Genomic DNA, 21,669 nt, shown 5'->3' with positions numbered 1-21,669 from the left:
CAAGCGTAATGCGCCGGGGTGACAACTGTCGCCACGGAGGCGGCCGACACGATCCGGTGGCCCGGATCACTTGCGCAAGGTACCCATGGGGGGTATGTTCTTTCTTGTTGGGGCGATACCCCCACACCGTATTAGATGACATCGAAGGAGTCGATCATGGCGACCAGCACCTACACCGTCACCGGCATGACCTGCGGCCACTGCGTCGGATCGGTGCAGAAGGAGATCGGCAAGATCGACGGAGTCACCAGCGTCGACGTGGACCTCGCGAGCGGTCGGGTCCAGGTGGAGTCCGCCGCGCCGGTCGCGGACGCCGACGTCGTCGCCGCCGTCGACGAGGCGGGATATCAGGTGGCGAGCTGATGAACGACAGGCTGAGGTTCGCCGCCTTCGGCGGCGGCCTGGTCGTGCTGTTCGGGGCCGCGCTCGGCATCGGAGCCCTGGTGGGCGATCCGTCCGGGCCGGCCCCCGGGCACGGCGACACGCACTCCACCCCGACCGCCGAGACCGGCCTGGACGCCGCCCGCGACGGCTACGCCCTCACCGAGATCTCCGCCCCGACCGAGCCGAATCAGCCTGGCGCCCTGCGGTTCCGGGTCACGCGGCCGGACGGCGCGGCGGTCACCGCCTTCGACCCGCAGCACGACAAGGACCTGCACCTGATCGTGGTGCGGTCCGACGCGAGCCAGTACCGGCACGTACATCCGGTCATGGCGGCCGACGGCACCTGGTCCATCGATTGGAAGTGGGCCGAGCCCGGGACCTACCGGGTCTTCGCCGACTTCGTCCCCGCCGGTGGGCCGGATCTCACCCTGAGCCGCACGGTGCGGGTGGCGGGCCCGGCGGCCGACAAGCCGCTGCCGCCCGTGTCACGCACCGCGGAGGTGGACGGCTATCGAGTCACCCGCACCGGCGACCTGACCACCGCGGGCGGCGAGCTGAAATTCACCGTCACCCGCGACGGCAAGCCGGTCACCGATCTGCAGCCCTACCTGGGCGCCTACGGGCACCTGGTGGCACTGCGCACGAGCGACCTCGCCTACCTGCACGTACACCCGCAGGGCGAGGTCGGCAAGACCCCTGCCGGGCCCGACGTGGCATTCCACGCCCAGGCACCCACCGCGGGCACGTACCGTCTGTATCTGGACTTCCAGCACGGAGGTTCGGTACACACCGCGGAATTCACCGAAGCGACACCCACATCCGCCCCCACCTCGGGCGCCGGACATCACGAAGGAGGGCACTCATGAGCATCCCTGCCACCGCGCAGTCGATCGAGCTGGATATCGGCGGCATGACGTGCGCCTCCTGCGCGGCGCGAATCGAGAAGAAGCTCAACAGGATCGACGGCGTGAGCGCCACCGTGAACTACGCCACCGAGAAGGCGAAGGTCAACTTCCCGGAATCGGTGACCTCGGCCCAGCTGATCGACACGGTGGTCGATACCGGCTACAGCGCGCAGGTGCACGAGACCGCGCCGGTAGCCCCGACGGCCGATAGCGCTGCGCCGGAACAGGATTCGACACCGGGCCCGATCGCACAACTGCGGCACCGGCTGCTGGTCAGCCTGGCCCTGGCGATCCCGGTGGTCGCCATGGGCATGATCCCGGCGCTGCAATTCGACAACTGGCAGTGGCTGTCGCTGACGCTCACGGCGCCCATCGTGGTGTGGGGCGGGGCGAGCTTCCACCGTGCCGCGTGGGTCAACGCCAAGCACGGCGCCGCGACCATGGACACCCTGATCTCGCTGGGCAGCCTGTCGGCCTTCGCCTGGTCGGTGTACGCGCTGTTCTTCGGCGACGCCGGAATGCCCGGAATGAAGCACGCTTTCAGCCTCGCCATTGCGCGCACCGACTCCGCGTCCGCGCTGTACTTCGAGGTCACGGCCGTGGTAATCGTCGCCATCCTGGCCGGGCGCTACTTCGAGACGCGATCCAAGGACAAGGCCGGTTCGGCGCTGCGGGCACTGCTCGAGCTCGGCGCCAAGGATGTGGCGGTACTGCGCGACGGCGTCGAAACCCGTATTCCGGTAGGCGAATTGCGGGTCGGCACGGAGTTCCTGGTGCGGCCCGGCGAGAAGGTCGCCACCGACGGCGTTGTGGTGAGCGGCAATTCGGCGCTCGACATGAGCATGCTGACCGGCGAGCCCGTACCCGTGGAGGTGGGGCCCGGGGATCAGGTCGTCGGTGCGACGGTGAACGCGGGCGGCATGCTGACCGTGCGCGCCACCCGCGTGGGCTCCGACACCCAGCTGGCCCAGATGGCCAAGCTGGTGGAGGACGCGCAGAGCGGCAAGGCACCCGTGCAGCGGCTCGCCGATCAGGTGTCGGGGACCTTCGTCCCGATCGTCATCGCGATCTCCGTTGCGGCACTGGGCTTCTGGCTCGGAAGCGGCGCCGCGGTGTCGACCGCGTTCGGCGCCGCGGTGGCGGTGCTGATCATCGCCTGCCCGTGCGCCCTGGGCCTGGCCACGCCGACCGCACTGCTGGTGGGCACCGGCCGCGGGGCCCAGCTGGGCATCCTGATCAAGGGCCCGCAGGTGCTGGAGTCGACCCGGCGCATCGATACCGTCGTGCTGGACAAGACCGGCACCGTCACCACCGGGAAAATGTCTCTGGCCGAGGTGATTCCGGCGCCGGGCGTCGACGCCGACGAGCTGCTGGGCGTCGCCGCGGCGGTGGAGCACGGCTCGGAGCACCCCGTCGCCAAGGCGGTGGTCGATGGCGCCGAGGATCGCGGGCTGTCGATCGATCCGGTCGAGCAGTTCGTCAGCCACGGCGGCAAGGGCGTGCAGGGCATGGTCGCCGAGCGCGCGGTCGTGATCGGACGCACCGAGCTGCTCGAGGACTGGTCGGTCGCGCTGCCCGAACCGCTGGCCGAGGCCAAGGCGCGGGCCGAGCAGGCCGGGCACACCGCCATCCTGGTGGCCTGGGACGGCATCGCCCGCGGCGTGCTGGTGATCGCGGATGCGATCAAACCGACCAGCGCCGAGGCGATCTCGGACCTGCGGGCCCTGGGCCTCACCCCGGTCCTGCTGACCGGCGACAACGCGGCGGCCGCCCGCACCGTCGCCGACCGGGTCGGCATCGACGAGGTGATCGCGCAGGTGCTGCCCAGCGACAAGCTGGACGTGGTCAAGCGGCTGCAGGACGAGGGCAAGGTGGTCGCCATGGTCGGCGACGGCGTCAACGACGCGGCCGCCCTGGCCCAGGCCGACCTCGGCCTGGCGATGGGCACCGGCACCGACGTGGCGATCGAGGCCAGCGACATCACCCTGGTGCGCGGCGATCTGCGCACCGTCGCCGCGGCCATCCGCCTGTCGCGGGCTACCCTGCGCACCATCAAGGGGAATCTGTTCTGGGCGTTCGGCTACAACGTGGCGGCCATCCCGCTGGCCGCCGCCGGGCTGCTGAATCCGATGCTCGCCGGTGCCGCCATGGCACTGTCCAGCGTCTTCGTGGTCAGCAACAGCCTGCGCCTGCGCTCGTTCCGCTGAGTGCACCGACTCGAACGGACCGTTCGGCCGCCCGGCCGGGCGGTCCGTTCGGCATCTGCCGACGGGTCGACGCTCCGATGCGGCCCGCATGGCAGACTCACGTGCGATCGCCGTTCGCCACCGCGCCGAGAGGACTCTCGTGACTTCCCCTACCGGACCCGACGAACCACCCACCGTCGCCGAATACCTCGCCGCCGCGGGCGTGGAGCCCACGCCGATCACGCCGGACACCGCCGGGGCGCCGGTGGTCTCGATCACGGTTCCGGACGGGTGGCGGCAGATGCCCGCGGAGAACTTCGCGGGAACCTACGGCGTGTGGGCGCAGGAGCCGGAGGACGGCTGGGCCGACAACGTGGTGGTGCTGATGGTGCGGCTGTCCGAGCCGCTGGATCCGGCCGCCCTGCTGGCGTGCGGATTCGCCGATGCGCGCCGACTGCCGCAGTGGCGGGAGCTGGACACCCACAGCGGAAAGTTCGACGGCCACCCCTCGGCCGCCATCACGGGCACGTACGCCGTTGCGCCCCTGACTCTCTGGGCCTACAACCGCTACGTCATCATCGACAGCGCCGACACCCAGTTCCTGATCCAACTGACGATCACCACCCGCGCAGACCACAACGGCTCCGACGCCGCCGCCATAGTCGCCGGTCTAGCGATCACCGCCACAACCCCGCAGGCACCACCACCCACAGTCTCGCTACCAGACAACGGCCACAACGCAACCCGATAACCCGGGCCTACTGGTCGCCAGAGCGTCAGTTCCCGCACCATGTACTCGTTCCCGCACCATGTACAGGCCTGTGTAGACGGTGCGGGAACCAAGAGATGGTGCGGGAACCCTGGCTCTGCCGACCAGTAGGGGGTGTGGGGGGCTTGCGGCGGGTTAGGTTTGGTGGGCTAGGCGGACGAAGGCTGCGGTGTCGAGGGTTTCGCCTCGGGCCGTGGGGTCGATTCCGGCGGCTAGCAGGTGTTGTTCGGCGGTGGCCGGGGAGCCTGCCCAGGAGGCGAGGGCGGCTCGTAAGGTCTTGCGGCGCTGGGCGAATGCGGCGTCGATCACCTGGAAGACGCGGCGGCGGAAGTCGGCGTCCCGAGGCCACGGGGATTCGGCGTAGCGGTCGATCCGGACCAGTCCGCTCTCGACCTGGGGTACCGGCCAGAATACCTGGCGCCCAACGGATCCCGCGCGGCGCACGGTCCCGAAGAATCCGGCCTTCACGCTCGGCACGCCGTAGACGCGGGAGCCCGGCGCCGCCGACAGCCGGTCCGCCACCTCGGCCTGCACCATCACCAGAGCCGTTGCGATGCTCGGCAATTCGGCCAGCAGGTGCAGGAGCACCGGGACTGCGACGTTGTAGGGCAGGTTCGCCACCAGGGCGGTGGGCGCGACCGGCAACTCGTCGGGAGTGACCCGCAGCGCGTCGGCCTCCACCACCGCGAGCCGGTCGGCGAGGCCCGGTGCGCGATCGGCGACAGTCCCCGGAAGCCCGTGTGCGAGAACCGGATCGATCTCGACCGCGACCACCCGGTCCACCACATCCAGCAGCGCCAGCGTCAGCGACCCGAGCCCGGGCCCGACCTCGAGCACCGCGTCCTCGCGCCCGACTCCCGCCGCACCGACGATCCGCCGCACCGTATTGGCGTCGTGCACGAAGTTCTGCCCGAGCTGCTTGGTCGGCCGCACCCCGAACCGCTCCGCCAGCACCCGCACCTCGGCAGGACCGAGCAACTCGGCCTGACCACGGGCGACGAAAGCGGGTTCGGACACGCCGGACAACCTACCAAGCCGGTGGGGTGGACAGGATCCGGGCGGTGAAGGCGTCTATGGCCGACCACATCTGCGGGTTGAGTTCACAGTGCTGGCCGCGGCCTATGACGGTGCTGTAATCCACCCCGCCCGCGGCGAGTTGGGCCGCCAGGGCGGCGTGCAGCGGGGAGGGCACGGTCGTGTCGGTGGCGTTGAGCAGCAACAGGATCGGGGCGTCGTAGCCCGTGGTCGGCACGCCCATGTAGTCGGCGAGGGCGGTGCGGAAGGTGGTGTCGGTCAGCGGGCGGGACAGCAGATCGCCGATCGTGGCGCCGTCGACCCGGTCGACGATGCGATCCAGGCACATGCCGCCGATGCTGTCGAGTATCTCGCGGCCCCGGGGGCTGAGATAACTGTCCACGTTCGCCTCGGGGTGGGTCTCCCGCAATCCGACCAGAATGCTGGCGATGAACGAGGTCATGCCGTTACCGCTGACGCCCGGCACGTCCGGCACCCAGGGACCGGCCGCGGGCAGCAACTGCTCGACATCCGATTCGGGATCGAGCGCGATGGTGCCGAGGAAGTCGAGATCGGGCGCATAGGTCTGCTGCAGGTGCGCGGTGCCCAGCGCGGCCTGTCCACCCTGCGAACCGCCCATGACCGCCCAGCTCCGCGACAGCTCCGGATGGGTCGACCGCGCGGCCCGCACCAGATCGATCGTCGCGGTGGCCTCGGACTTCAGCTCCAGGTACGGATGCGGTCCGGTATCGAATCGGCCGAGGCCGAGGTAGTCGGGCGCCACTACGGCGAATCCCTTGGACACGAAGTACCGCAGCAACCCGTCCTGCTTACCCTGACTGTCCGGATACGGCGCGCTGCCCGGATCGGACAGGCCGCCGCAGCCAGGCCCGAGCCCGCTGGTGCCGTGGTCGTAGGCCATGATCGGCCATCCGCCCGCGGGCGCGGGTCCCGGCGGCACGAACAGCGCTCCGCTGGCGGGCCGCGGGGTGCCGTCCGAGCCGGTCATCCAGTACTCGACCACCGAACCGCCGGACATTCCGTGCCATCCGTCGGCTTGCGGCTCGACCGAGATGGTCGTTCCGGGCGTCGCCGCCGAGGCCGGTACCGCGGCGACGGTCAGCGCCGCGCTCGCCGCCACCGCCCCCACGAGAATCGCCCGAACCCATCCACCCGGCAATCGCATCGAACACCTCATCGTCTCGGCAGCAAAAACCGGGCAATCGTAGCCACCGTTTCTGAGAAGCATTTGTGAATTCGAACGGGCCGCGACGCCGCATTGACGCAAACTAGTACTCGTTCTAGTTTTCTCTTCACAGGTCGAAAGGACACACGCATGCAGCGCAGATACGACGGACGACGGGTGCTGGTCACCGGGGCCGGATCCGGTATCGGCCGGGGCATCGCCCTGCGCCTGCTGGCCGAGGGCGCCACGCTGGTGGCCGCCGATATCGCCGAGGAGGGCCTGAAGGAGACCGTCGAGGCGGCCGCCGACCACCGCGACCGGCTGCAGACCGTGCGTGTCGATGTGTCGAACCCGGACTCGGTCCGCGAGGCGGTCGCCGACGGCGTCGAATTCCTGGGCGGTCTCGACGTGCTCGTGAACGCGGCGGGCATCATGCGGACCGCGCACACCCACGAGATGCCGTTCGAGTCCTGGAATCAGGTGATCGGGGTGAACCTGACCGGCACCTTCCTGATGGTCCAGGCCGCGCTGCCCGCCCTGCTGCAGGGCGAACACCCGGTAATCGTGAACTTCTCCTCCACCTCGGCATTCGGCGCGCACCCGTACATGGCCGCGTATTCGGCGTCCAAGGGCGGCGTCAACGCCATGACCCACGCGATCGCGCTGGAGTACGCCAAGCAGGGCCTGCGCGCGGTCAACATCGTCCCCGGCGGCATCACCACCGGCATCACCTCCAACCTGGAGGTGCCCGAGGACACCGACTGGAGCCTGATGGCCCGCCTCACCGGCTGGCTCGACAACGGCGCCCTCGGCCACCCCGAGGATGTGGCGGGGGCGGTCGCCATGGTCGCGTGCGAGGAGGGCCGCTACATCACCGGCAGCGAAATCCGCGTCGACGGCGGCGCTTTGATGTAGCCCGCTAGCTGATGCCGAGGCGGCTCGTGCAGGCGGGCCAGGCGCCCCAGCCCTGGCGGGCACGAGTCACCTCGGCGATCGCGATCTGCTCCTCGCGGGTGGCGAGGTCGGCGCGCGGCGCGTACTTCGTGCCGCCCTGACGCGCCCAGGTGCTCTCGTCGAACTGGATGCCGCCGTAGTAGCCGTTGCCGGTGTTGACCGCCCAGTTGCCGCCGGATTCGCACTTGGCCAGCGCATCCCAGACCGCCCCGTCGCGCACCGGCGGCACCTCGGTGCCCGGCTTGGCGCCCTTGCGCACCGTCTTCGGCTGCGCGGGCGTGATGACGGCGTTCTTGATCGGGTCCTTGTTCGCCTCCGCGCCGTTGACGATCGACACCGCGAACGTGACGTCCTGCACCCCGGGCTTGCCCGGATTCTCGACGACGGTGCGGCTCATATTCATCGACGGGTCTTCGATGACGTTCTCCTCCGGATCCAGCGCGACCCGCTCGACCCGGTTCTCCACCCGCTTGCGGGTGACGGTGATCTTCATACCCTCGACGAGCTTGGTACCGGCGGAGGGCTCGACCTCGTCCTGGTCGGCCAGCGGGACGCCGCGCTCCTTCAGCAGTTCGCCGACGGTCGGCGCGGCCAGCCGCACGTATCCGGGCGCATCGCCGTTGTCCGAGAACAGCACGGTGCGCGGACTGGTCACAGCCAGCGCTGCGCCCTCGATCGGCAGCGGGGTCGGGCGCGCGGGCGATACGAACACATCGGAGGGAATGTTCAACTGCGCGAGCGCGTCGGCGACGGTGCTCCCGGTGGTCCACACCTGCTGGGACCGGCCGTCGAAGGTGAGCGCGATCTGCCTGGCCCGGTTCAGGGTGACGATGGATCCGTCGAGGACGGTGTCGTCGGCGGACGGCGAGACCTTGTCCCGGTTCTCGATGCTGAACCCGGCGGCCTTGATCACGCCGCGCACATCCCCGGACATGGTGCTGAAGCTGGACTTCTGGCCGTCGATGACGACGGTGACCGTCTTCTTGTTCACGATCGCCAGGGCCGCGCCCACAATCAGCGTGACCAGCATCGCCGCGATCGCCGCGTACAGCATCGGCGACCGTGACGTGTTGATCCGCTGCAGGGCGGGGATCCCAAAGTCCGGCATGGTCACAATACGATAACGAGGGGGTCAGGGCCTGACAACCGCAAGCCGTGGAACAGGGGATTTCCACATCACAGGGCGATATAGACGCCGCAGGTAGATAACGACCCGGGCCATGATAGTGAAGTGCACCACACCTCGCACCTCGAACGCATACCGGTACCGATTCGCGCAGTTAGCTGACGTGACAACAGATTTCGCGCGGTACGGCTACAGCCATCCGTAGACGCGGGCGGCATTGGCCGTCGTGATCTTCGCCAGCTCGACCGGATCCTGGTCCCGCAGTTCGGCGAGGGCGCGGACGGTATAGGGCAGGCAGTACGGCTCGTTGGGGGCGCCGCGGAACGGGTGCGGGGTCAGGAACGGCGCATCGGTTTCGACCAAAATCTGCTGGTCGGGCACCATCTTCGCGGCCTCGCGCAGCTCGTGCGCGTTCTTGAAGCTCACCGTGCCGGAGAAGCTGAGCACGTATCCCTCCGCGACGCAGGCCAGGGCCATATTCGCGTCGGAGGAGAAGCAGTGGAAGATCACGGTGTCGGGGGCGCCCTCGTCCAGCAGCACGGCCAGCACGTCGTGATCGGCCTCGCGATTGTGGATCATCAGCGGTTTGCCGAGACGTTTCGCCAGATCGATATGCCAGCGGAAGCCCTCGACCTGGTCCTCGATCTCCGCGCAGCCGTCGAGCTTGCCGGGCCAGTAGTAGTCCAGGCCGGTCTCGCCGACGGCGACCACGCGCGGGTCCCCCGCCAGCTTCTCGATCTCGGTCCGCGCCGGCTCGTCGAGGGCGTTCGCCCGGGTCGGATGCAGCGCGACGGCGGCGTATACCCGCTGGTCCCAGTGCGCGGCCCGGACCGCGAACCGCGCGGCGGCCAGGTCGTCGGCCACCGTCACCACCCGCCCGACGCCGACCGCGGCGGCCCGGTCCACCAGGGCCGTAACCGATTCCGCATCGGTGGCGCCGCAGGCGTCCATATGGGTGTGCGCGTCCACCAGCGGGGACAGCGGCTCGGGCGGTTCGGGTGCGGGTCGGTTGCTAGGCATGGTCACCGGGGATATTGGCGCGAGCGGTTACAGGCACGCCGATTACAGTAGACACACCATGAGCGAACAGGGACGCCCCGCCTTCTACATCACCACGGCCATCGCCTACCCGAACGGTGCGCCGCACATCGGCCATGCCTACGAGTACATCTCGACCGACTCCCTGGCGCGCTTCAAGCGCCTGGACGGTTACGACGTGTTCTTCATGACCGGCACCGACGAGCACGGGCAGAAGGTGCAGCAGGCCGCGCGCGCCGAGGGCATCCCGGTGGAGGAGTACGCGTCGCGCAACTCCGACGTGTTCGAGCAGCTCGACAAGGCCCTCGACGTCTCCTACGACCGGTTCATCCGCACCACCGACGAGGACCACGTCGCCTCCAGCATCGCGATCTGGGAGCGGATGCGGGCCAACGACGACATCTACCTCGACACGTATTCGGGGTGGTATTCGGTGCGCGACGAGGCGTTCTACACCGAGGAGGAGACCACCGTCGGTGACGACGGCATCCGGGTCGCCACCGAGACGAACACACCGGTCGAGTGGACCGAGGAGTCGAACTACTTCTTCCGGCTGTCGAAGTACCAGGACCAGCTGCTGGCGTGGTACGAGCAGCACCCCGAGTTCATCCTGCCCGCCACGCGCCGCAACGAGATCGTGAGCTACGTGAAGGCCGGGCTGCGGGACCTGTCCATCTCGCGCACCACCTTCGACTGGGGTGTGCCCGTGCCCGGCCATCCCGACCATGTGATGTACGTGTGGGTGGACGCCCTCACCAACTACATCACCGGCGTCGGCTTCCCGAATACGGAATCGGCTGCGTTCCAAAAGTTCTGGCCCGCCGACGTGCACATCATCGGCAAGGACATCACCCGCTTCCACACCGTGTACTGGCCCGCGTTCCTGCTGTCGGCCGGGATCGAATTGCCGAAACGCGTGTTCGTGCACGGGTTTCTGTACAACAAGGGCGAGAAGATGTCGAAGTCGGTCGGCAACGTGGTCGACCCGATGGCGCTGGTGGAGACCTACGGCCTGGACGCGGTGCGGTTCTTCCTGCTGCGCGAGATCTCCTACGGCCAGGACGGTTCCTACAGCCACGAGGCGATCGTGGGGCGGATCAACACCGACCTCGCCAACGAGTACGGCAACCTGGTGCAGCGCAGCCTGAAGATGGTGGCGCGCGACTTCGCTTCCGCCGTACCGACTCCCGGCGAGTTCACCGCCGAGGACCGTGCCCTGCTCGACCGCGCGAACGGGCTGCTGGAGCGCTGCCGCGCCGAATTCGACCAGCAGCAGATGCATCTCGCGCTGGAGGCGATCTGGCTGACGCTGGGCGAGACGAACAAGTACTTCTCCGCACAGCAGCCGTGGGCGCTGGCCAAGTCGGGCGATACCGAGCGCGAGGGCACGGTGCTGTACGTGACCCTCGAGGTGCTGCGCATCGTCTCGATCCTGGTGCAGCCGGTGATCCCCGGCTCGGCGGGCCGCATCCTCGACCAGCTCGCCCAGACCGGCCGCACCTTCGCCGACATCCCCACCCCGATCGAGGCGGGCCTCCCCCTCCCCGCCCCCGAACCCGTCTTCCCCAAGTACGTCGAACCCAAGGCCTGAGGCCGCACCCCGCTGGTTCACGCACCCCCTGCTGGTTCCCGCACCGGTTGCAGAGCATTGCAGGTAGTGCGGGAACACGTAAGGGGTGCGTGAGTGCCGGGGATCGGTCTCCCGCGTCCGGCTCGCCCGCCGCAGTGGGTCGACCCCGAGCGCGCACGGCAGGCTCGGGCGTCAGATTGCCGAACGGTGTGGCTGCGCGGAAGCGGTGCCCGCCCGCGTGGTCCAGGCCTGAGCGCCGACAGCAGTCGCGGCGACGACGGCGGCGGCAACGGCGGTGAAGGTCACCTGCGGTCGTACCAGGGTGTCATCGCCGACGGCTAGGTAGAGGGCGATGTTGATCAGCCAGTGGCCGATCGAGGCGACCGCAATGCGTTGCCGCACACTGCCTTCGGCGAGGTAGCCGAGCAGTACGGCGAATGCCACGACGGAGACGAAGAACGACACGGCCACCACCGGGCCGTGGGTGTAGGCGGGCGTATGCCACAGCGCCCAAACGGTTCCGGTGGTCAGGACCGCTGCGAGGCGGCCGAACCGCGACTCCAGCACCGGCTGCATGAACCCACGCCAGCCGATCTCCTCACCGACGGCACCGAACAGCTGCAGCACCAGAAACACCACGAACGGCACGCCACCCACCGGGCTCGGGCCGACGAGACCCGTTCCGTGCCACCGCATTCCCACCATCACCATCGCCCCGAGCACCACACACCCACCGACCAGCACGACCAGATTCACCACCACTCGCCGCCCCGGCACAGCTCGCGGCAGAGGGACGAACCCTTTCCGCCCCGGCACAGCTCGCGACCGCGAGGCGAACCCGCTCCGCCACAACCGAATCCCCGCGTACAGGCACACCACCGCCACCGCCGGACCGAACTGCCCCAAGCTCAACGCCGCCGGATCGACCCCCGAATACCCTTGCACCACAAGAAATCCCGCAGACGCAAGAAACGTCAACGCCACATATCCCCCGACCCAGGCCCCAATCCCCCACACCCGCCCGCCAGACTTATCCACAACCGTCACATCCACAACCCGAACCTATGACCCCCGATCCCCCAATGCATCACCCCCGAGTCTCGACCCCAATCCCACCCGAATACTACCGCGAGCAGCCATGTTCACAGGCTCGGCGGCATTCAAGACCTGGCTTCGAGCGCCTTCCTGATCAGCTGTCGCGCTCTCTCTCCGGTTACCGACTGCCCGGCAAGCGCCTCGAAGGCTCGACCGTACAGCGAAATCTCTCGCGGCTGTGTGATTGTGAGTTCCGCTGTTACATTCTCGACCATGACGCGCCGGTTGTCGAACATGATGAAATTCGAAATGGGGACACGGTATCGAGTCATCACCGGAATGACCCCCAGGAGTATCCGGGGCATGCCGAATATGGAGTGCAACCGATCCAACTGTCCGACCATTACATGATCGCTGCCTACGGTCGTGTACAACGCCTGTTCAGAGATGATGAAATGGAACTTGTGATTCTTTTGGTACAGGATTCGCTGGCGTTCCAAGCGCTTGGATACACCTTCATCCAGATCATCAGTTACTCCGTAAAAATCAATGACGTTGCGGATGATTTCTTCGGCATACTCGGCAGTTTGCAGCAGGCCTGGTATCAGCACCGGTTCGAACCATCGCATGAACTGCGTTTCCGATTCCAATTTCACCGATACTTGCTGCCTACGCTTAGTTCCTGTTCCGAGTAAGCGTCGCCACTCCAGATAGGCGGCTTCGATATTGCGCACCGTTGCGATCAGGTCCGGTAGCTGATTCTCGGCACCCGTGTGTGTACACCAGGCCCTGACATCTGCTTCGGTTGGCTTGGTCTTACCGTATTCGATTTTCGACACTTTGGTTTGATGCCAGCCAGCGAGACGGGCGAGCTCACTTCCCGTCAGTCCGGCATTGAGACGAAGCTCTCGGAGCCTCGACCCGAGAGCTTCCTTTGCCTCATAAATTGCGCTAGTCACTGGTGGGGATATTCTCCTAACGGTGTCGCCTGTGACCAAACGCGGTCTTTCACCCGCTTGGCGTATTCGACAATATTCCGGTCCGTGGTAACAGCAGCGCCTGCCCACCGTCCAGACGACTCAAACAGGGTGAAGCCTAGAACCGAATCATCGAATAACCACCAATCGTCAGCAGTGAGGGCATCGGGCTCGATTAGATGGCGAGGCAAGTATCTAACATCCTCACCCGCCTCTGCGTTGAACCGGGCTACAGCTTTCGCGAATCGTGTGTAGTCGGTATGAGGCACTGTAGTTACACGAGCACGTTTAATAGATATTCCCCGGCTCGTTACATACCGAACATGGTCGAGCCATGGCTGAAACCATTCGTAGTCGTCAGGTTCTTTCTCAATGAACTTTCGAAACGGCTCCGTTTCATCCGGCGTCTCGTAGGTGTCCAATGTCTCCAAATGGAACGCTTCACGCTTCGAGCTGTAGAAGAGATCCAAGAATTCTCTATCCTGCACTAGCAGCACCGTAGAATTTCCTTTCCTCTTTACTTACCTCTACGGCAGATTCATCCAAGTAGATATCCATTTGCGCAAGGGTCTCGACATCCTCAACCGGAGTGCCCGACAAAATAAACGTTCCGCGACCTGTATCGGTCATCGTCGTGCCGATGAAGGTGTCCGGGTCGGCATATCCGAGCAACAGATGTGGTATCTCGACGACCTCCGGCGTACCCGTCTTCCACCCCTGAACCACGTAGGTGCCCCTGTCTGTGACATAGAGGCTCGGACATCCACCACCTGTGGTGCCGCCCTTGCCGAGGAACTGCAACCGCATGATCATTCTCCCCTCGTTGTATGCGCAGATATGCCTGCGCAATTTCCATGATCTCTCGTCAGCTGCAGCTATGTCCTCGGAATGAGAGATATGAGCATACTGGAGCATAATCGTAGACTCGGCCCCTACTGGCTTCCTAGCTTCGTAGCTGGCACCCGGGATCGGCGGAGTTGTCCCGGCCTCGGGTCGCCATACCAACGGCTACGAGGAGTCGGCATGGAACGGCGATCGAGGATCTTCGAATTTCCAGGTGGGTTCCTGGAGGTCGAGGAGTATGGGGATGACCCGGAGGACGGGCCGGGGGTGTACATGGAGTTCTATCTGCCGGACGAGTCCGAGTCGGAGCGGGGCGGTCAGGCCGAGCCGGAGGCGTCATGAGCTGGCAGTTCGGTCTGTTGGCCGTGGTCGTTCTGCCGTTGGCCGTGTTCGTGGCCGCTGTGTTCTGGCCTGAGCGGGCATCGAAGGACCGGACTGTGCGGTCGATTCGGGAGCGAATCGAGCAAGAACAGGCGGACGGCTGAAGCGTGCGTCGACGCCTGGCGAACCCCGCCCCGCCCCAGCCCGTATGCTCTCGGCAGCACTGAAAACATCAGGCGCCGGGTCCAGGGGATCAGAGGTCGGCACGGCGCCGCCCACAGAGCATTCGAGGAACGGCGTGCGCGATCGCTTGAAGTCCGTGAGCGGCAAGAAGACCCTCGTCACCGGCGCGGCCAGTGGCATCGGGCGGGCGACCGCGCTCGCCGCCGCTCGGTCCGGCGCCGAACTGGTGCTGACCGATATAGACGCCGACGGGCTGGCCGAGACCGTGGAGATCATCGGCGGCGAGGGCGGGAAGGTGCTGATGTCTCGGGCCCTCGACATCAGCGACTACGACGCGGTCACCGCCTTCGCCGAGGAGGTGCACGCCGCGCACGGCAGCCTCGACGTGGTGATGAACGTCGCCGGGGTCTCGGCGTGGGGCACGGTGGAGAACCTCGAGCATCGGCACTGGCGGTCGATGGTGGACGTCAACCTGATGGGCCCGATCCACGTGATCGAGAGCTTCGTGCCGCCGATGGTGCGGGCGGGGCGCGGCGGGGCGCTGGTGAACGTGTCCTCGGCCGCCGGACTGCTGGCGTTCCCGTGGCACGCGGCCTACAGCGCCAGCAAGTTCGGGCTGCGCGGGCTGTCGGAGGTGCTTCGATTCGACCTGGCGCGGCACGGGATCACCGTGCACCTGGTGGTTCCCGGCGCGGTCAACACGCATCTGGTGCAGACCGTCGAGATCGCCGGGGTGGACCGGGAGGATCCGCGAGTCCAGCGCTACGTCAAGCGATTCCAGCGCCATGCCGCCCCGCCCGAGCAGGTGGCGGGGCAGATCCTGCGCGGCATCGAGAAGGGGCGCTTCATGGTCTACACCTCCTTCGACATCCGCTTCGGGTACTGGTGGGCACGAAAGTTCGCACTGCCCTACGAGATTGTGATGCGGCGGGCCAATGACTTGTTCAACAGTTTCTTGCGGAACTGAGCGGTCGCGGCCCACTCCCGGGCGTACGGAGATGCTTCGGCCGGAGCGGGCGGGTCAGCATTCTGTTGCGGCGACTTCCGCTGTCTCTGTTTGCTTTTCGCAGCCGGGCGCGTCGGGGGTTGCCTCGCAGTTGAGGTTGACGTCGAGGACTCGGGCGCCGGGGCCCTCGTCGCCGAGTTTGTCGTGGAAGTTGACGATGCGGCAGCTGGCCAGGGACAGGCAGCCGCAGCCGATGCAGCCGGTGAGGCTGTCGCGCAGCCGGGTCAGCTGTTCGATGCGCTGATCGAGATCTACCTGCCAGATGGTGGACAGGCGCTCCCAGTCCTTGCGGTTGGGGGTGCGGCCCTCGGGGAGGGTGCCCAGGGCCTTGCGGATCTCGCTGAGCGGTATGCCGACGCGCTGTGAGATCCGGATGAACGCCACCCGCCGTAGCGTCTCGCGCGAATATCGGCGCTGGTTGCCGCTGGTGCGGCGGCTGCTGATCAGCCCCTCGCGCTCGTAGAAATGCAGCGCCGACACGGCGACCCCGCTGCGCTCGGACAGTTGTCCCGGGGTGAGTTCCTTCGTGTTCCAGGTCGTGTGCTGCATACCTGAACAATACTTTAGGTAAACCGATGGTCGGGGAGTTTCGAGGGAGAACGCGCGACCGGCCTCCATCATTCCCCGCACGCCTCCGCGTCCGCATCATCCCCCGCACGCCTCCGCGTCCGCATCATTCCCTGCCCCGGTCGCGCCCGCGCGACCGGGGTCCTCCCTCCCAGGCACGGCCAGCGAATTCCGTGCCAATGCGGCGGCGGATGACTACGGTCGGGTTATGGAAACAGAGGCTGTGCCGACGGCGCGACCGTTTTCCGTGACAAGTGAGGTCGGCACGCTACGCACGGTGCTGCTGCACCGGCCCGGCGACGAGTTGCGCCGCCTCACCCCGCGCAACAACGATCAGCTGCTGTTCGACGCCATCCCCTGGGTGGAGCGGGCACAGCAGGAGCACGACACCTTCGCCGACGTGCTGGCCCGGCGCGGCGTCGAGGTGCTGCTGCTGCAGGATCTCCTGACCGAGACCCTGGCGCGGAGCGGCCCGGGCCGCAGCATGGGCATCACCGCCGCGGTGGACGCGCGCCGCATCGGCTACGCGCTCGCCGAGGAGCTGAAGTCCTACCTGTTCGGCATCTCCCACGCCGAGGAACTCGCCGCGATCCTGATGGCGGGCATGACCTTCGACGAGCTGCCGTTCGATCCGGGCACCTCGCTGGTGCGGCGCATGCACCACGGCACCGATTTCGTCATCGACCCGCTGCCGAACCTGCTGTTCACCCGCGACTCGTCGTTCTGGGTGGGGCCGAAGGTGGCGATCACCTCGCTGGCGCTGCCCGCCCGGGCGCGCGAAACCTCGCTCACCGACCTCATCTACGCCTTCCACCCCCGCTTTCTCGGCGTGCGGCGAGCCTACGAATCGCATACCGCGCCGATGGAGGGCGGCGATGTGCTGCTGCTCGCGCCCGGCGTGGTGGCGATCGGGGTGGGCGAGCGCACCACGCCCGCCGGTGCGGAAGCGTTGGCGCGCAGCCTGTTCGAGGACAATCTCGCGCACACCGTACTGGTGGTCCCGATAGCGCAGAACCGCGCGACCATGCACCTGGACACCGTGTGCACGATGGTCGACACGGATGCGGTCGTGATGTACCCGGCGGTGCAGGATTCGCTGTGCGCCTTCACCATCGGCAAGCGCGACGACGGCACGGTGCACATGCGCGGGCCGGAGCCGTTCCTCCCGGCGGCGGCCGACGCGATGAGCATCGACAAGCTGCGCGTCATCGACACCGGCCTGGACGGCGTCACCGCCGAACGGGAGCAGTGGGACGACGGGAACAACACCCTGGCGCTGGCACCGGGGGTCGTCGTCGCCTACGAGCGCAACGAGAACACGAACGCGCGGCTGGCGGATGCGGGCATCGAGGTGCTGACCATCCCCGGGTCGGAACTCGGTTCCGGCCGGGGCGGTCCGCGCTGCCTGTCCTGCCCGCTGTCGCGGGACGAAGTGTGAGGCCCGATGCTGGATATCCCGGTCGACCACCATTCCACGGTCCCCCCGTACGAGCAGCTGCGGCAGGGCATCATCGCCCGCGTGCGTTCCGGTGAGCTGACGGCCGGGACCAAGATCCCCACCGTGCGAGCCCTCGCGGCGCATCTGGGACTGGCGCCCAATACGGTCGCGCGGGCCTACCGCGAACTGGAACAGGACGGTGTGCTCGAAACCCGCGGGCGGCTCGGCTCTTTCATCGCCTCCTCCGGCGATCCGACGCGCGACCTGGCCGGACGGGCCGCCACCGAGTACGTCGCGGTCATCCGGCGGCTGGGGCTCGACGACGAGTCGGCGGTCCACTACGTGCGCGCCGCGCTGAGCGAGTGATCATTTCCAGCTGGGCAGCCAGAGGTGGTCGTGCCAGTTGCCGACGGTGATCGGCAATGCGGTCATGATCGGCCACAGCCAGATGAAGTTGGCGACCACCAGGCCGACGTACAGGCACACCAGCAGCAGGTTCAGCCGCTGCCGCTCGCTCCATAGCAGGAACCGCTGACCGGTGCCGCGGGTGAACGGCGCGGGACCGAGGATATCGCCCAGCACCAGCGCCACGGCCATGACCAGGAACGGCGCCATCGGCACCGCGTAGAAGAAGTACATCTGCCGGTCCAGGGTCGCGAACCACGGCAGCAGGGCGGCGCCGTAGCCGACCAGGACGGCGGCGTAGCGCCAGTCGCGGCGGGTCGCGGTGCGCCAGATCGCCCAGCCCAGCACCGGCAGCGACACCCACCACAGCGCGGGCGTGCCGATCAGCATGACCGCCTTCACGCACACCGACTGGCCGCAGCCGGTGACGCCGCTGTCGGCGTAGTAGTACAGCATCGGCCGCAGCCCCATCGGCCACGACCACGGCTTGGATTCCCAGGGATGGTGGTTGCCTGCCGAATTGGTCAGGCTCTCATGGAATTTCAGCGATTCGCCCTGGTAGTGCCAGAGCGAACGCAGCGCGTCGGGCAGCCAGGACCAGGTGCCGCCGGCGCCGATCGCATTGCCGACCGAGTAGCGGTCGTAGCCGTCCTCGCTGGCGAACCAGCCCCAATAGGTGGCCAGATAGACGAGCAGGGGAAGGGCGACGAGGGCGTAGAGCGCGGGGCCGATATCGCGCACCGCGGCGCCCACCCAGGGCCGCGGCACCCCGTAGGTGCGGCGCGCGGCGACGTCGAAACACACCGACATCAGGCCGAACGCGGCGATGAAATACAGCCCGGACCATTTGGTTCCGCAGGACAGGCCGAGCAGCAGTCCCGCGCCGAAGCGCCACCAGCGCACGCCTAGTCGCGGACCGAACCGGCTGATCGCGATGCGACCCTCGGCATCGGCACGGGCCAGCCGCTCCCGCACCACATCCCGGTCGACGATCAGGCAGCCGAAGGCGGCGGTCACGAACAGCGCCTGGAAGATGTCGAGCATGCCGATGCGCGAGGACACGAACGTCACGCCGTCGGCGATCAGCAGGATTCCGGCCAGGGCACCGAGCATGGTGGAGCGGGTGAGCCGCCGGGTGATGCGGATGACCAGCAGGATCAGCAGGCAGCCGAATATCGCCGCCGAGAACCGCCAGCCCCAGCTGGTGTAGCCGAACAGCAGTTCGCCCAGCGCGATCATCTGCTTGCCGACCGGCGGATGCACGACCAGCCCGTACGCCGGATTGTCCTCGACCCCGCCGCCGGTGACCATCTGCCAGGCCTGGGGCGCGTAGTGCTTCTCGTCGAAGACCGGGGTCCCGGCATCGGTCGGATAGTTCAGGTTCAGAAACCGGGTGATCGCGGCGATCGCGGTGAGAACCAGGGTGACCAGCCATCCCCGCGCCCAATCGGTAGGGCCGAAGTCGGGGGTGGGGCGCAGCGGCGCCGGACTCGACAAGGCCGGGCCCGCGCCGATCGCCGGTCGTGCGTCGGTCAGCTGGGTCACGCGGTCGATCGTATGTGGTGGGCTGTCGGGTGCCGCGCAGCGGTGAGCCCGCGCACCCCGATCCCCACGTCACAGCCGTGGGCGGGATACCCGCTGCACGACGGCGATCATTGGTCGTGTTGTGTGATGGTTTCGGGCAGACGCGACCGGCGGACAGGAGTGGGATGAGCGAGCGGGCTGTGGTCGCGGGCGAGCAGGCCGGGCGGCTGGTGCTGGCGGCGACGCCGATGGGGGACGTCGGGGACGCCTCGCGGCGGTTGCGGGAGATGCTGGGGTCGGCGGATGTGGTTGCGGCCGAGGACACTCGGCGCACGCGGGCGCTGGCCAAGGCGCTCGAGGTGGAGATCGCCGGGCGGGTGGTGAGCTTCTACGACCACGTCGAGACGGCGCGGATTCCGCAGCTGCTGGAGGAGATCGAGGCCGGGCGGGTCGTGCTGCTGGTGACCGATGCCGGAATGCCGTCGGTGAGCGACCCCGGCTATCGCATGGTGGCCGCGTGCGTGGAGCGGGACCTGCCGGTGACCTGCCTGCCGGGCCCGTCGGCGGTGACGACCGCGCTGGCGCTGTCCGGGCTGCCGATGGAACGGTTCTGCTTCGACGGGTTCGCGCCCCGCAAATCGGGTCAGCGCAAGCAGTGGCTGCGCACCCTGCGCACCGAACCGCGCGCCGTCGTCTTCTTCGAGGCCCCGCACCGCCTGGCCGACTGCCTCGCCGACGCCGTCGAGGTGCTGGGCCCCACCCGCCGCGCGGCCGTCTGCCGCGAATTGACCAAGACCTACGAGGAGGTCGTGCGCGGCCCCCTCGCCGAGCTGGCCGCCTGGGCCGTCGAGGGTGCCCGCGGCGAGATCACCGTCGTTCTCGAAGGCGCCCAACCGGTTTCGGCCGACCCCGCCGATCTCGTCGACGAGGTAGAGGCCCTGGTCGCCGACGGCATCCGGCTCAAGGACGCCTGCGCCCAGGTCGCCTCGGCCGTCGGCGCCTCCCGCCGCGAACTCTACGACGCCGTCCTCGTGGCCCGCACCAATTCCTGAATCCGAAACCCAATGCGGCTGGTCAGCCCTCACGACCCCCGAGCACCTCGAGCATCCCCGCTACCGCGGCGGGCCAGGTGAACTGTTCGGCTCGGGTGCGGGCGGCGCGGCGGCGGTGGGTCGGGGGCAGGGCGAGGACGTCGGTGACCGCGTGGGCGAAGGCGGAGGGGTGGTCGGCGGCGACGGCGCCGCACTCGGCGGTGACGATGTCGGCGAGGGCCGAGGAGCGGCTGGCCACCACGGGCGTGCCGGCCGCCAGCGCCTCCAGCGCCGCGAGGCCGAAGGTCTCGTGCGGGCCCGGGGCCAGTGAGACGTCCGCGCTGGCCAGGAGCGTCGCCAGGCGGTCGCGGTCGTCGATGAATCCGGTGAAGTGGACGGCCGGGCGGCCGTCGGGCAGGGGTGCCAGGCCGCGCGCCCGCCGCTGCAGCGATTCGCGCCGGGGTCCGTCACCGGCCACCACCAGCCGCGCGTCGACACCGTCGCGGCGCAGCGCGTCGACGGCCTCGATGCTGCGATCGACCCGCTTCTCCACCGACAGCCGTCCGCAGTGCACCAGCAGGTGCCGCGCCCCGAACCGCTGCCGCAAGGCACGGTCGCGGCGGCGGGGACTGAACATCTCCAGATCCACGCCCAGCGGCACCAGCGCCACATTCGGCGCGGCGATCCGCCCGAACTCGGCCCGCGCGAATTCCGTTGTGCAGACCACGATGTCGTATTCGTCGGCGGTGCGCCGGTTGGCCGCGTCGGCAGCGCGCCGCGCCATCGGCCCGGGCAGCACCTGTCCGATCAGCCGGTCCAGCCGCTCGTGCGAGATCATCACCCCGGCGATGTCGCGCCGGCTCGCCCAGCGCCCGAATCCGCGCAGCGTCAACCGGTCCGACACCTCGAGGACGTCCGGTCGCAGCGCGGTCAGCACGTCGGCCACCCGCCGGGGGTCGGCGGCGCGGTATCCCCCTGTCCACGGAATTGCCAAGGCGGGCACGGTGATTCGCTGCACCCCCGTATCGAGGGTGTCCTCGGCCCAATGTGATCCCGGCACGACGAGCACCACCTCGTGCCCGGCCGTCGCGTATCCCGCGCCGAGGTGATGCAGGGCGGTGCGCAGCCCGCCGGAGCGCGGACCGTAGAAATTCGCCAGCTGGACGATGCGCACATGGGCGATATTTCCCAGGCCCCACGCCGGGAC

23 protein-coding genes are annotated in these 21,669 nt (G+C 68.0%); 12 read left to right on the top strand and 11 right to left on the bottom strand.

Going from position 1 to position 21,669, the window contains the following annotated elements:
- The first annotated feature begins 156 nt into the window (after positions 1-156).
- From NM1_RS17685 to NM1_RS17670, 4 genes are all read left to right on the top strand, one after another.
- Positions 157-363: a heavy-metal-associated domain-containing protein gene (locus NM1_RS17685; protein WP_068020846.1), complete on the top strand. Its 207-nt coding sequence runs from the start codon at positions 157-159 to the stop codon at positions 361-363.
- Positions 363-1,250 (top strand): DUF8832 domain-containing protein, encoded by an 888-nt coding sequence (locus NM1_RS17680; protein WP_068020845.1) that lies wholly within the window; start codon positions 363-365, stop codon positions 1,248-1,250. The genes NM1_RS17685 and NM1_RS17680 overlap by 1 nt, the downstream gene beginning before the upstream one ends.
- Entirely contained in the window at positions 1,247-3,496 is a 2,250-nt protein-coding gene (locus NM1_RS17675; protein WP_068020843.1) for a heavy metal translocating P-type ATPase, read from the top strand. The genes NM1_RS17680 and NM1_RS17675 overlap by 4 nt, the downstream gene beginning before the upstream one ends.
- A 139-nt stretch (positions 3,497-3,635) precedes the next feature.
- Positions 3,636-4,226: an LpqN/LpqT family lipoprotein gene (locus NM1_RS17670; RefSeq protein WP_068020841.1), complete on the top strand. Its 591-nt coding sequence runs from the start codon at positions 3,636-3,638 to the stop codon at positions 4,224-4,226.
- Positions 4,227-4,379: 153 nt separating this feature from the next.
- Here the strand turns inward: NM1_RS17670 and rsmA are convergent, their stop codons facing one another.
- Together rsmA and NM1_RS17660 are read right to left on the bottom strand one after the other, a co-directional pair.
- Positions 4,380-5,261, bottom strand: coding sequence for a 16S rRNA (adenine(1518)-N(6)/adenine(1519)-N(6))-dimethyltransferase RsmA (gene rsmA, locus NM1_RS17665; RefSeq protein ID WP_068020941.1), 882 nt, complete (start codon positions 5,259-5,261; stop codon positions 4,380-4,382).
- A 10-nt stretch (positions 5,262-5,271) separates the two neighbouring features.
- On the bottom strand, positions 5,272-6,444 hold the full coding sequence (locus tag NM1_RS17660) for a lipase family protein (RefSeq protein WP_068020839.1): 1,173 nt from the start codon (positions 6,442-6,444) through the stop codon (positions 5,272-5,274).
- A gap of 150 nt (positions 6,445-6,594) precedes the next feature.
- On the opposite strand from NM1_RS17660, the gene NM1_RS17655 reads away from it, so the two are divergent.
- The gene (locus NM1_RS17655) at positions 6,595-7,359 is read left to right on the top strand and encodes an SDR family NAD(P)-dependent oxidoreductase (protein WP_068020837.1); all 765 of its coding nucleotides are present in this window, start codon (positions 6,595-6,597) and stop codon (positions 7,357-7,359) included.
- A gap of 4 nt (positions 7,360-7,363) precedes the next feature.
- Here the strand turns inward: NM1_RS17655 and NM1_RS17650 are convergent, their stop codons facing one another.
- Positions 7,364-8,491, bottom strand: coding sequence for a resuscitation-promoting factor (locus NM1_RS17650; protein ID WP_114699496.1), 1,128 nt, complete (start codon positions 8,489-8,491; stop codon positions 7,364-7,366).
- A 222-nt stretch (positions 8,492-8,713) separates the two neighbouring features.
- Positions 8,714-9,544: a TatD family hydrolase gene (locus tag NM1_RS17645; RefSeq protein ID WP_068020937.1), complete on the bottom strand. Its 831-nt coding sequence runs from the start codon at positions 9,542-9,544 to the stop codon at positions 8,714-8,716.
- Here NM1_RS17645 and metG point away from each other — a divergent pair.
- The gene (gene metG, locus NM1_RS17640; RefSeq protein ID WP_255286197.1) at positions 9,543-11,153 is read left to right on the top strand and encodes a methionine--tRNA ligase; all 1,611 of its coding nucleotides are present in this window, start codon (positions 9,543-9,545) and stop codon (positions 11,151-11,153) included. The two genes, NM1_RS17645 and metG, sit on opposite strands and share 2 nt — an antisense overlap.
- 171 nt (positions 11,154-11,324) lie before the next feature.
- On the opposite strand, the gene NM1_RS17635 is transcribed toward metG, so the two are convergent.
- From NM1_RS17635 to NM1_RS17625, 4 genes are all read right to left on the bottom strand, one after another.
- Complete coding sequence (locus tag NM1_RS17635; protein ID WP_147288906.1) at positions 11,325-11,888, bottom strand: CPBP family intramembrane glutamic endopeptidase; 564 nt, start codon at positions 11,886-11,888, stop codon at positions 11,325-11,327.
- Between the two features lie 404 nt (positions 11,889-12,292).
- Positions 12,293-13,126 carry a helix-turn-helix domain-containing protein gene (locus tag NM1_RS17630; RefSeq protein ID WP_084519734.1) on the bottom strand — a complete coding sequence of 278 codons (834 nt, stop codon included), beginning with the start codon at positions 13,124-13,126 and terminating at the stop codon, positions 12,293-12,295.
- Entirely contained in the window at positions 13,123-13,641 is a 519-nt protein-coding gene (locus NM1_RS41220; protein WP_084519733.1) for a DUF6879 family protein, read from the bottom strand. Before NM1_RS41220 ends, NM1_RS17630 begins: the two co-directional genes overlap by 4 nt.
- Positions 13,622-13,951 carry a hypothetical protein gene (locus NM1_RS17625; RefSeq protein WP_068020933.1) on the bottom strand — a complete coding sequence of 110 codons (330 nt, stop codon included), beginning with the start codon at positions 13,949-13,951 and terminating at the stop codon, positions 13,622-13,624. The genes NM1_RS41220 and NM1_RS17625 overlap by 20 nt, the downstream gene beginning before the upstream one ends.
- A 216-nt stretch (positions 13,952-14,167) precedes the next feature.
- Here NM1_RS17625 and NM1_RS42340 point away from each other — a divergent pair, with 216 nt between their 5' ends.
- The 3 genes from NM1_RS42340 to NM1_RS17620 all read left to right on the top strand — a co-directional run bounded on the left by NM1_RS42340 (position 14,168) and on the right by NM1_RS17620 (position 15,458).
- A complete protein-coding gene (locus NM1_RS42340) occupies positions 14,168-14,329 on the top strand; it encodes a hypothetical protein (RefSeq protein ID WP_157123951.1) in 162 nt (53 codons plus the stop codon).
- Positions 14,326-14,472, top strand: a complete 147-nt coding sequence (locus tag NM1_RS42335; protein WP_157123948.1) for a hypothetical protein — start codon at positions 14,326-14,328, stop codon at positions 14,470-14,472. Before NM1_RS42340 ends, NM1_RS42335 begins: the two co-directional genes overlap by 4 nt.
- Positions 14,473-14,606: 134 nt before the next feature.
- Complete coding sequence (locus NM1_RS17620; RefSeq protein ID WP_068020832.1) at positions 14,607-15,458, top strand: SDR family oxidoreductase; 852 nt, start codon at positions 14,607-14,609, stop codon at positions 15,456-15,458.
- A 54-nt stretch (positions 15,459-15,512) separates the two neighbouring features.
- On the opposite strand, the gene soxR is transcribed toward NM1_RS17620, so the two are convergent.
- Positions 15,513-16,046: a redox-sensitive transcriptional activator SoxR gene (gene soxR, locus NM1_RS17615; RefSeq protein WP_068020829.1), complete on the bottom strand. Its 534-nt coding sequence runs from the start codon at positions 16,044-16,046 to the stop codon at positions 15,513-15,515.
- A 226-nt stretch (positions 16,047-16,272) separates the two neighbouring features.
- Here soxR and arcA point away from each other — a divergent pair, with 226 nt between their 5' ends.
- Both arcA and NM1_RS17605 read left to right on the top strand, forming a co-directional pair.
- Positions 16,273-17,502, top strand: coding sequence for an arginine deiminase (arcA, locus tag NM1_RS17610; protein ID WP_068020828.1), 1,230 nt, complete (start codon positions 16,273-16,275; stop codon positions 17,500-17,502).
- 6 nt (positions 17,503-17,508) lie between these two features.
- Positions 17,509-17,868 (top strand): GntR family transcriptional regulator, encoded by a 360-nt coding sequence (locus NM1_RS17605; protein WP_068020826.1) that lies wholly within the window; start codon positions 17,509-17,511, stop codon positions 17,866-17,868.
- Here NM1_RS17605 and NM1_RS17600 read toward each other — a convergent pair whose 3' ends face one another.
- Positions 17,869-19,452 (bottom strand): dolichyl-phosphate-mannose--protein mannosyltransferase, encoded by a 1,584-nt coding sequence (locus NM1_RS17600; RefSeq protein ID WP_068020823.1) that lies wholly within the window; start codon positions 19,450-19,452, stop codon positions 17,869-17,871.
- A gap of 164 nt (positions 19,453-19,616) precedes the next feature.
- On the opposite strand from NM1_RS17600, the gene rsmI reads away from it, so the two are divergent.
- Positions 19,617-20,483 carry a 16S rRNA (cytidine(1402)-2'-O)-methyltransferase gene (gene rsmI / locus NM1_RS17595; protein WP_068020822.1) on the top strand — a complete coding sequence of 289 codons (867 nt, stop codon included), beginning with the start codon at positions 19,617-19,619 and terminating at the stop codon, positions 20,481-20,483.
- Positions 20,484-20,505: 22 nt separating this feature from the next.
- Here rsmI and NM1_RS17590 read toward each other — a convergent pair whose 3' ends face one another.
- Positions 20,506-21,636, bottom strand: a complete 1,131-nt coding sequence (locus tag NM1_RS17590) for a glycosyltransferase (protein WP_068020932.1) — start codon at positions 21,634-21,636, stop codon at positions 20,506-20,508.
- Between the last annotated feature and the right edge of the window lie 33 nt (positions 21,637-21,669).

Origin of the sequence: Nocardia mexicana NBRC 108244, assembly GCF_001613165.1 — a bacterium.
Classification (GTDB): Bacteria; Actinomycetota; Actinomycetes; order Mycobacteriales; family Mycobacteriaceae; genus Nocardia; species Nocardia mexicana.
Note: the sequence above shows the minus strand (reverse complement) of the source record. Positions and strands in the feature narration are given on the sequence as shown.

What these genes read in the sequence shown, in the direction of transcription:
- NM1_RS17685 (WP_068020846.1), top strand. Translation starts at nt 157, where the DNA reads ATGGCGACCAGCACCTACACCGTCACCGGCATGACCTGCGGCCACTGC.
- NM1_RS17680 (WP_068020845.1), top strand. Translation starts at nt 363, where the DNA reads ATGAACGACAGGCTGAGGTTCGCCGCCTTCGGCGGCGGCCTGGTCGTG.
- NM1_RS17675 (WP_068020843.1), top strand. Translation starts at nt 1,247, where the DNA reads ATGAGCATCCCTGCCACCGCGCAGTCGATCGAGCTGGATATCGGCGGC.
- NM1_RS17660 (WP_068020839.1), bottom strand. Translation starts at nt 6,444, where the DNA reads ATGCGATTGCCGGGTGGATGGGTTCGGGCGATTCTCGTGGGGGCGGTG.
- NM1_RS17655 (WP_068020837.1), top strand. Translation starts at nt 6,595, where the DNA reads ATGCAGCGCAGATACGACGGACGACGGGTGCTGGTCACCGGGGCCGGA.
- metG (WP_255286197.1), top strand. Translation starts at nt 9,543, where the DNA reads ATGGTCACCGGGGATATTGGCGCGAGCGGTTACAGGCACGCCGATTAC.
- NM1_RS17645 (WP_068020937.1), bottom strand. Translation starts at nt 9,544, where the DNA reads ATGCCTAGCAACCGACCCGCACCCGAACCGCCCGAGCCGCTGTCCCCG.
- NM1_RS17625 (WP_068020933.1), bottom strand. Translation starts at nt 13,951, where the DNA reads ATGCGGTTGCAGTTCCTCGGCAAGGGCGGCACCACAGGTGGTGGATGT.
- NM1_RS42340 (WP_157123951.1), top strand. Translation starts at nt 14,168, where the DNA reads ATGGAACGGCGATCGAGGATCTTCGAATTTCCAGGTGGGTTCCTGGAG.
- NM1_RS42335 (WP_157123948.1), top strand. Translation starts at nt 14,326, where the DNA reads ATGAGCTGGCAGTTCGGTCTGTTGGCCGTGGTCGTTCTGCCGTTGGCC.
- soxR (WP_068020829.1), bottom strand. Translation starts at nt 16,046, where the DNA reads ATGCAGCACACGACCTGGAACACGAAGGAACTCACCCCGGGACAACTG.
- arcA (WP_068020828.1), top strand. Translation starts at nt 16,273, where the DNA reads ATGGAAACAGAGGCTGTGCCGACGGCGCGACCGTTTTCCGTGACAAGT.
- NM1_RS17605 (WP_068020826.1), top strand. Translation starts at nt 17,509, where the DNA reads ATGCTGGATATCCCGGTCGACCACCATTCCACGGTCCCCCCGTACGAG.
- rsmI (WP_068020822.1), top strand. Translation starts at nt 19,617, where the DNA reads ATGAGCGAGCGGGCTGTGGTCGCGGGCGAGCAGGCCGGGCGGCTGGTG.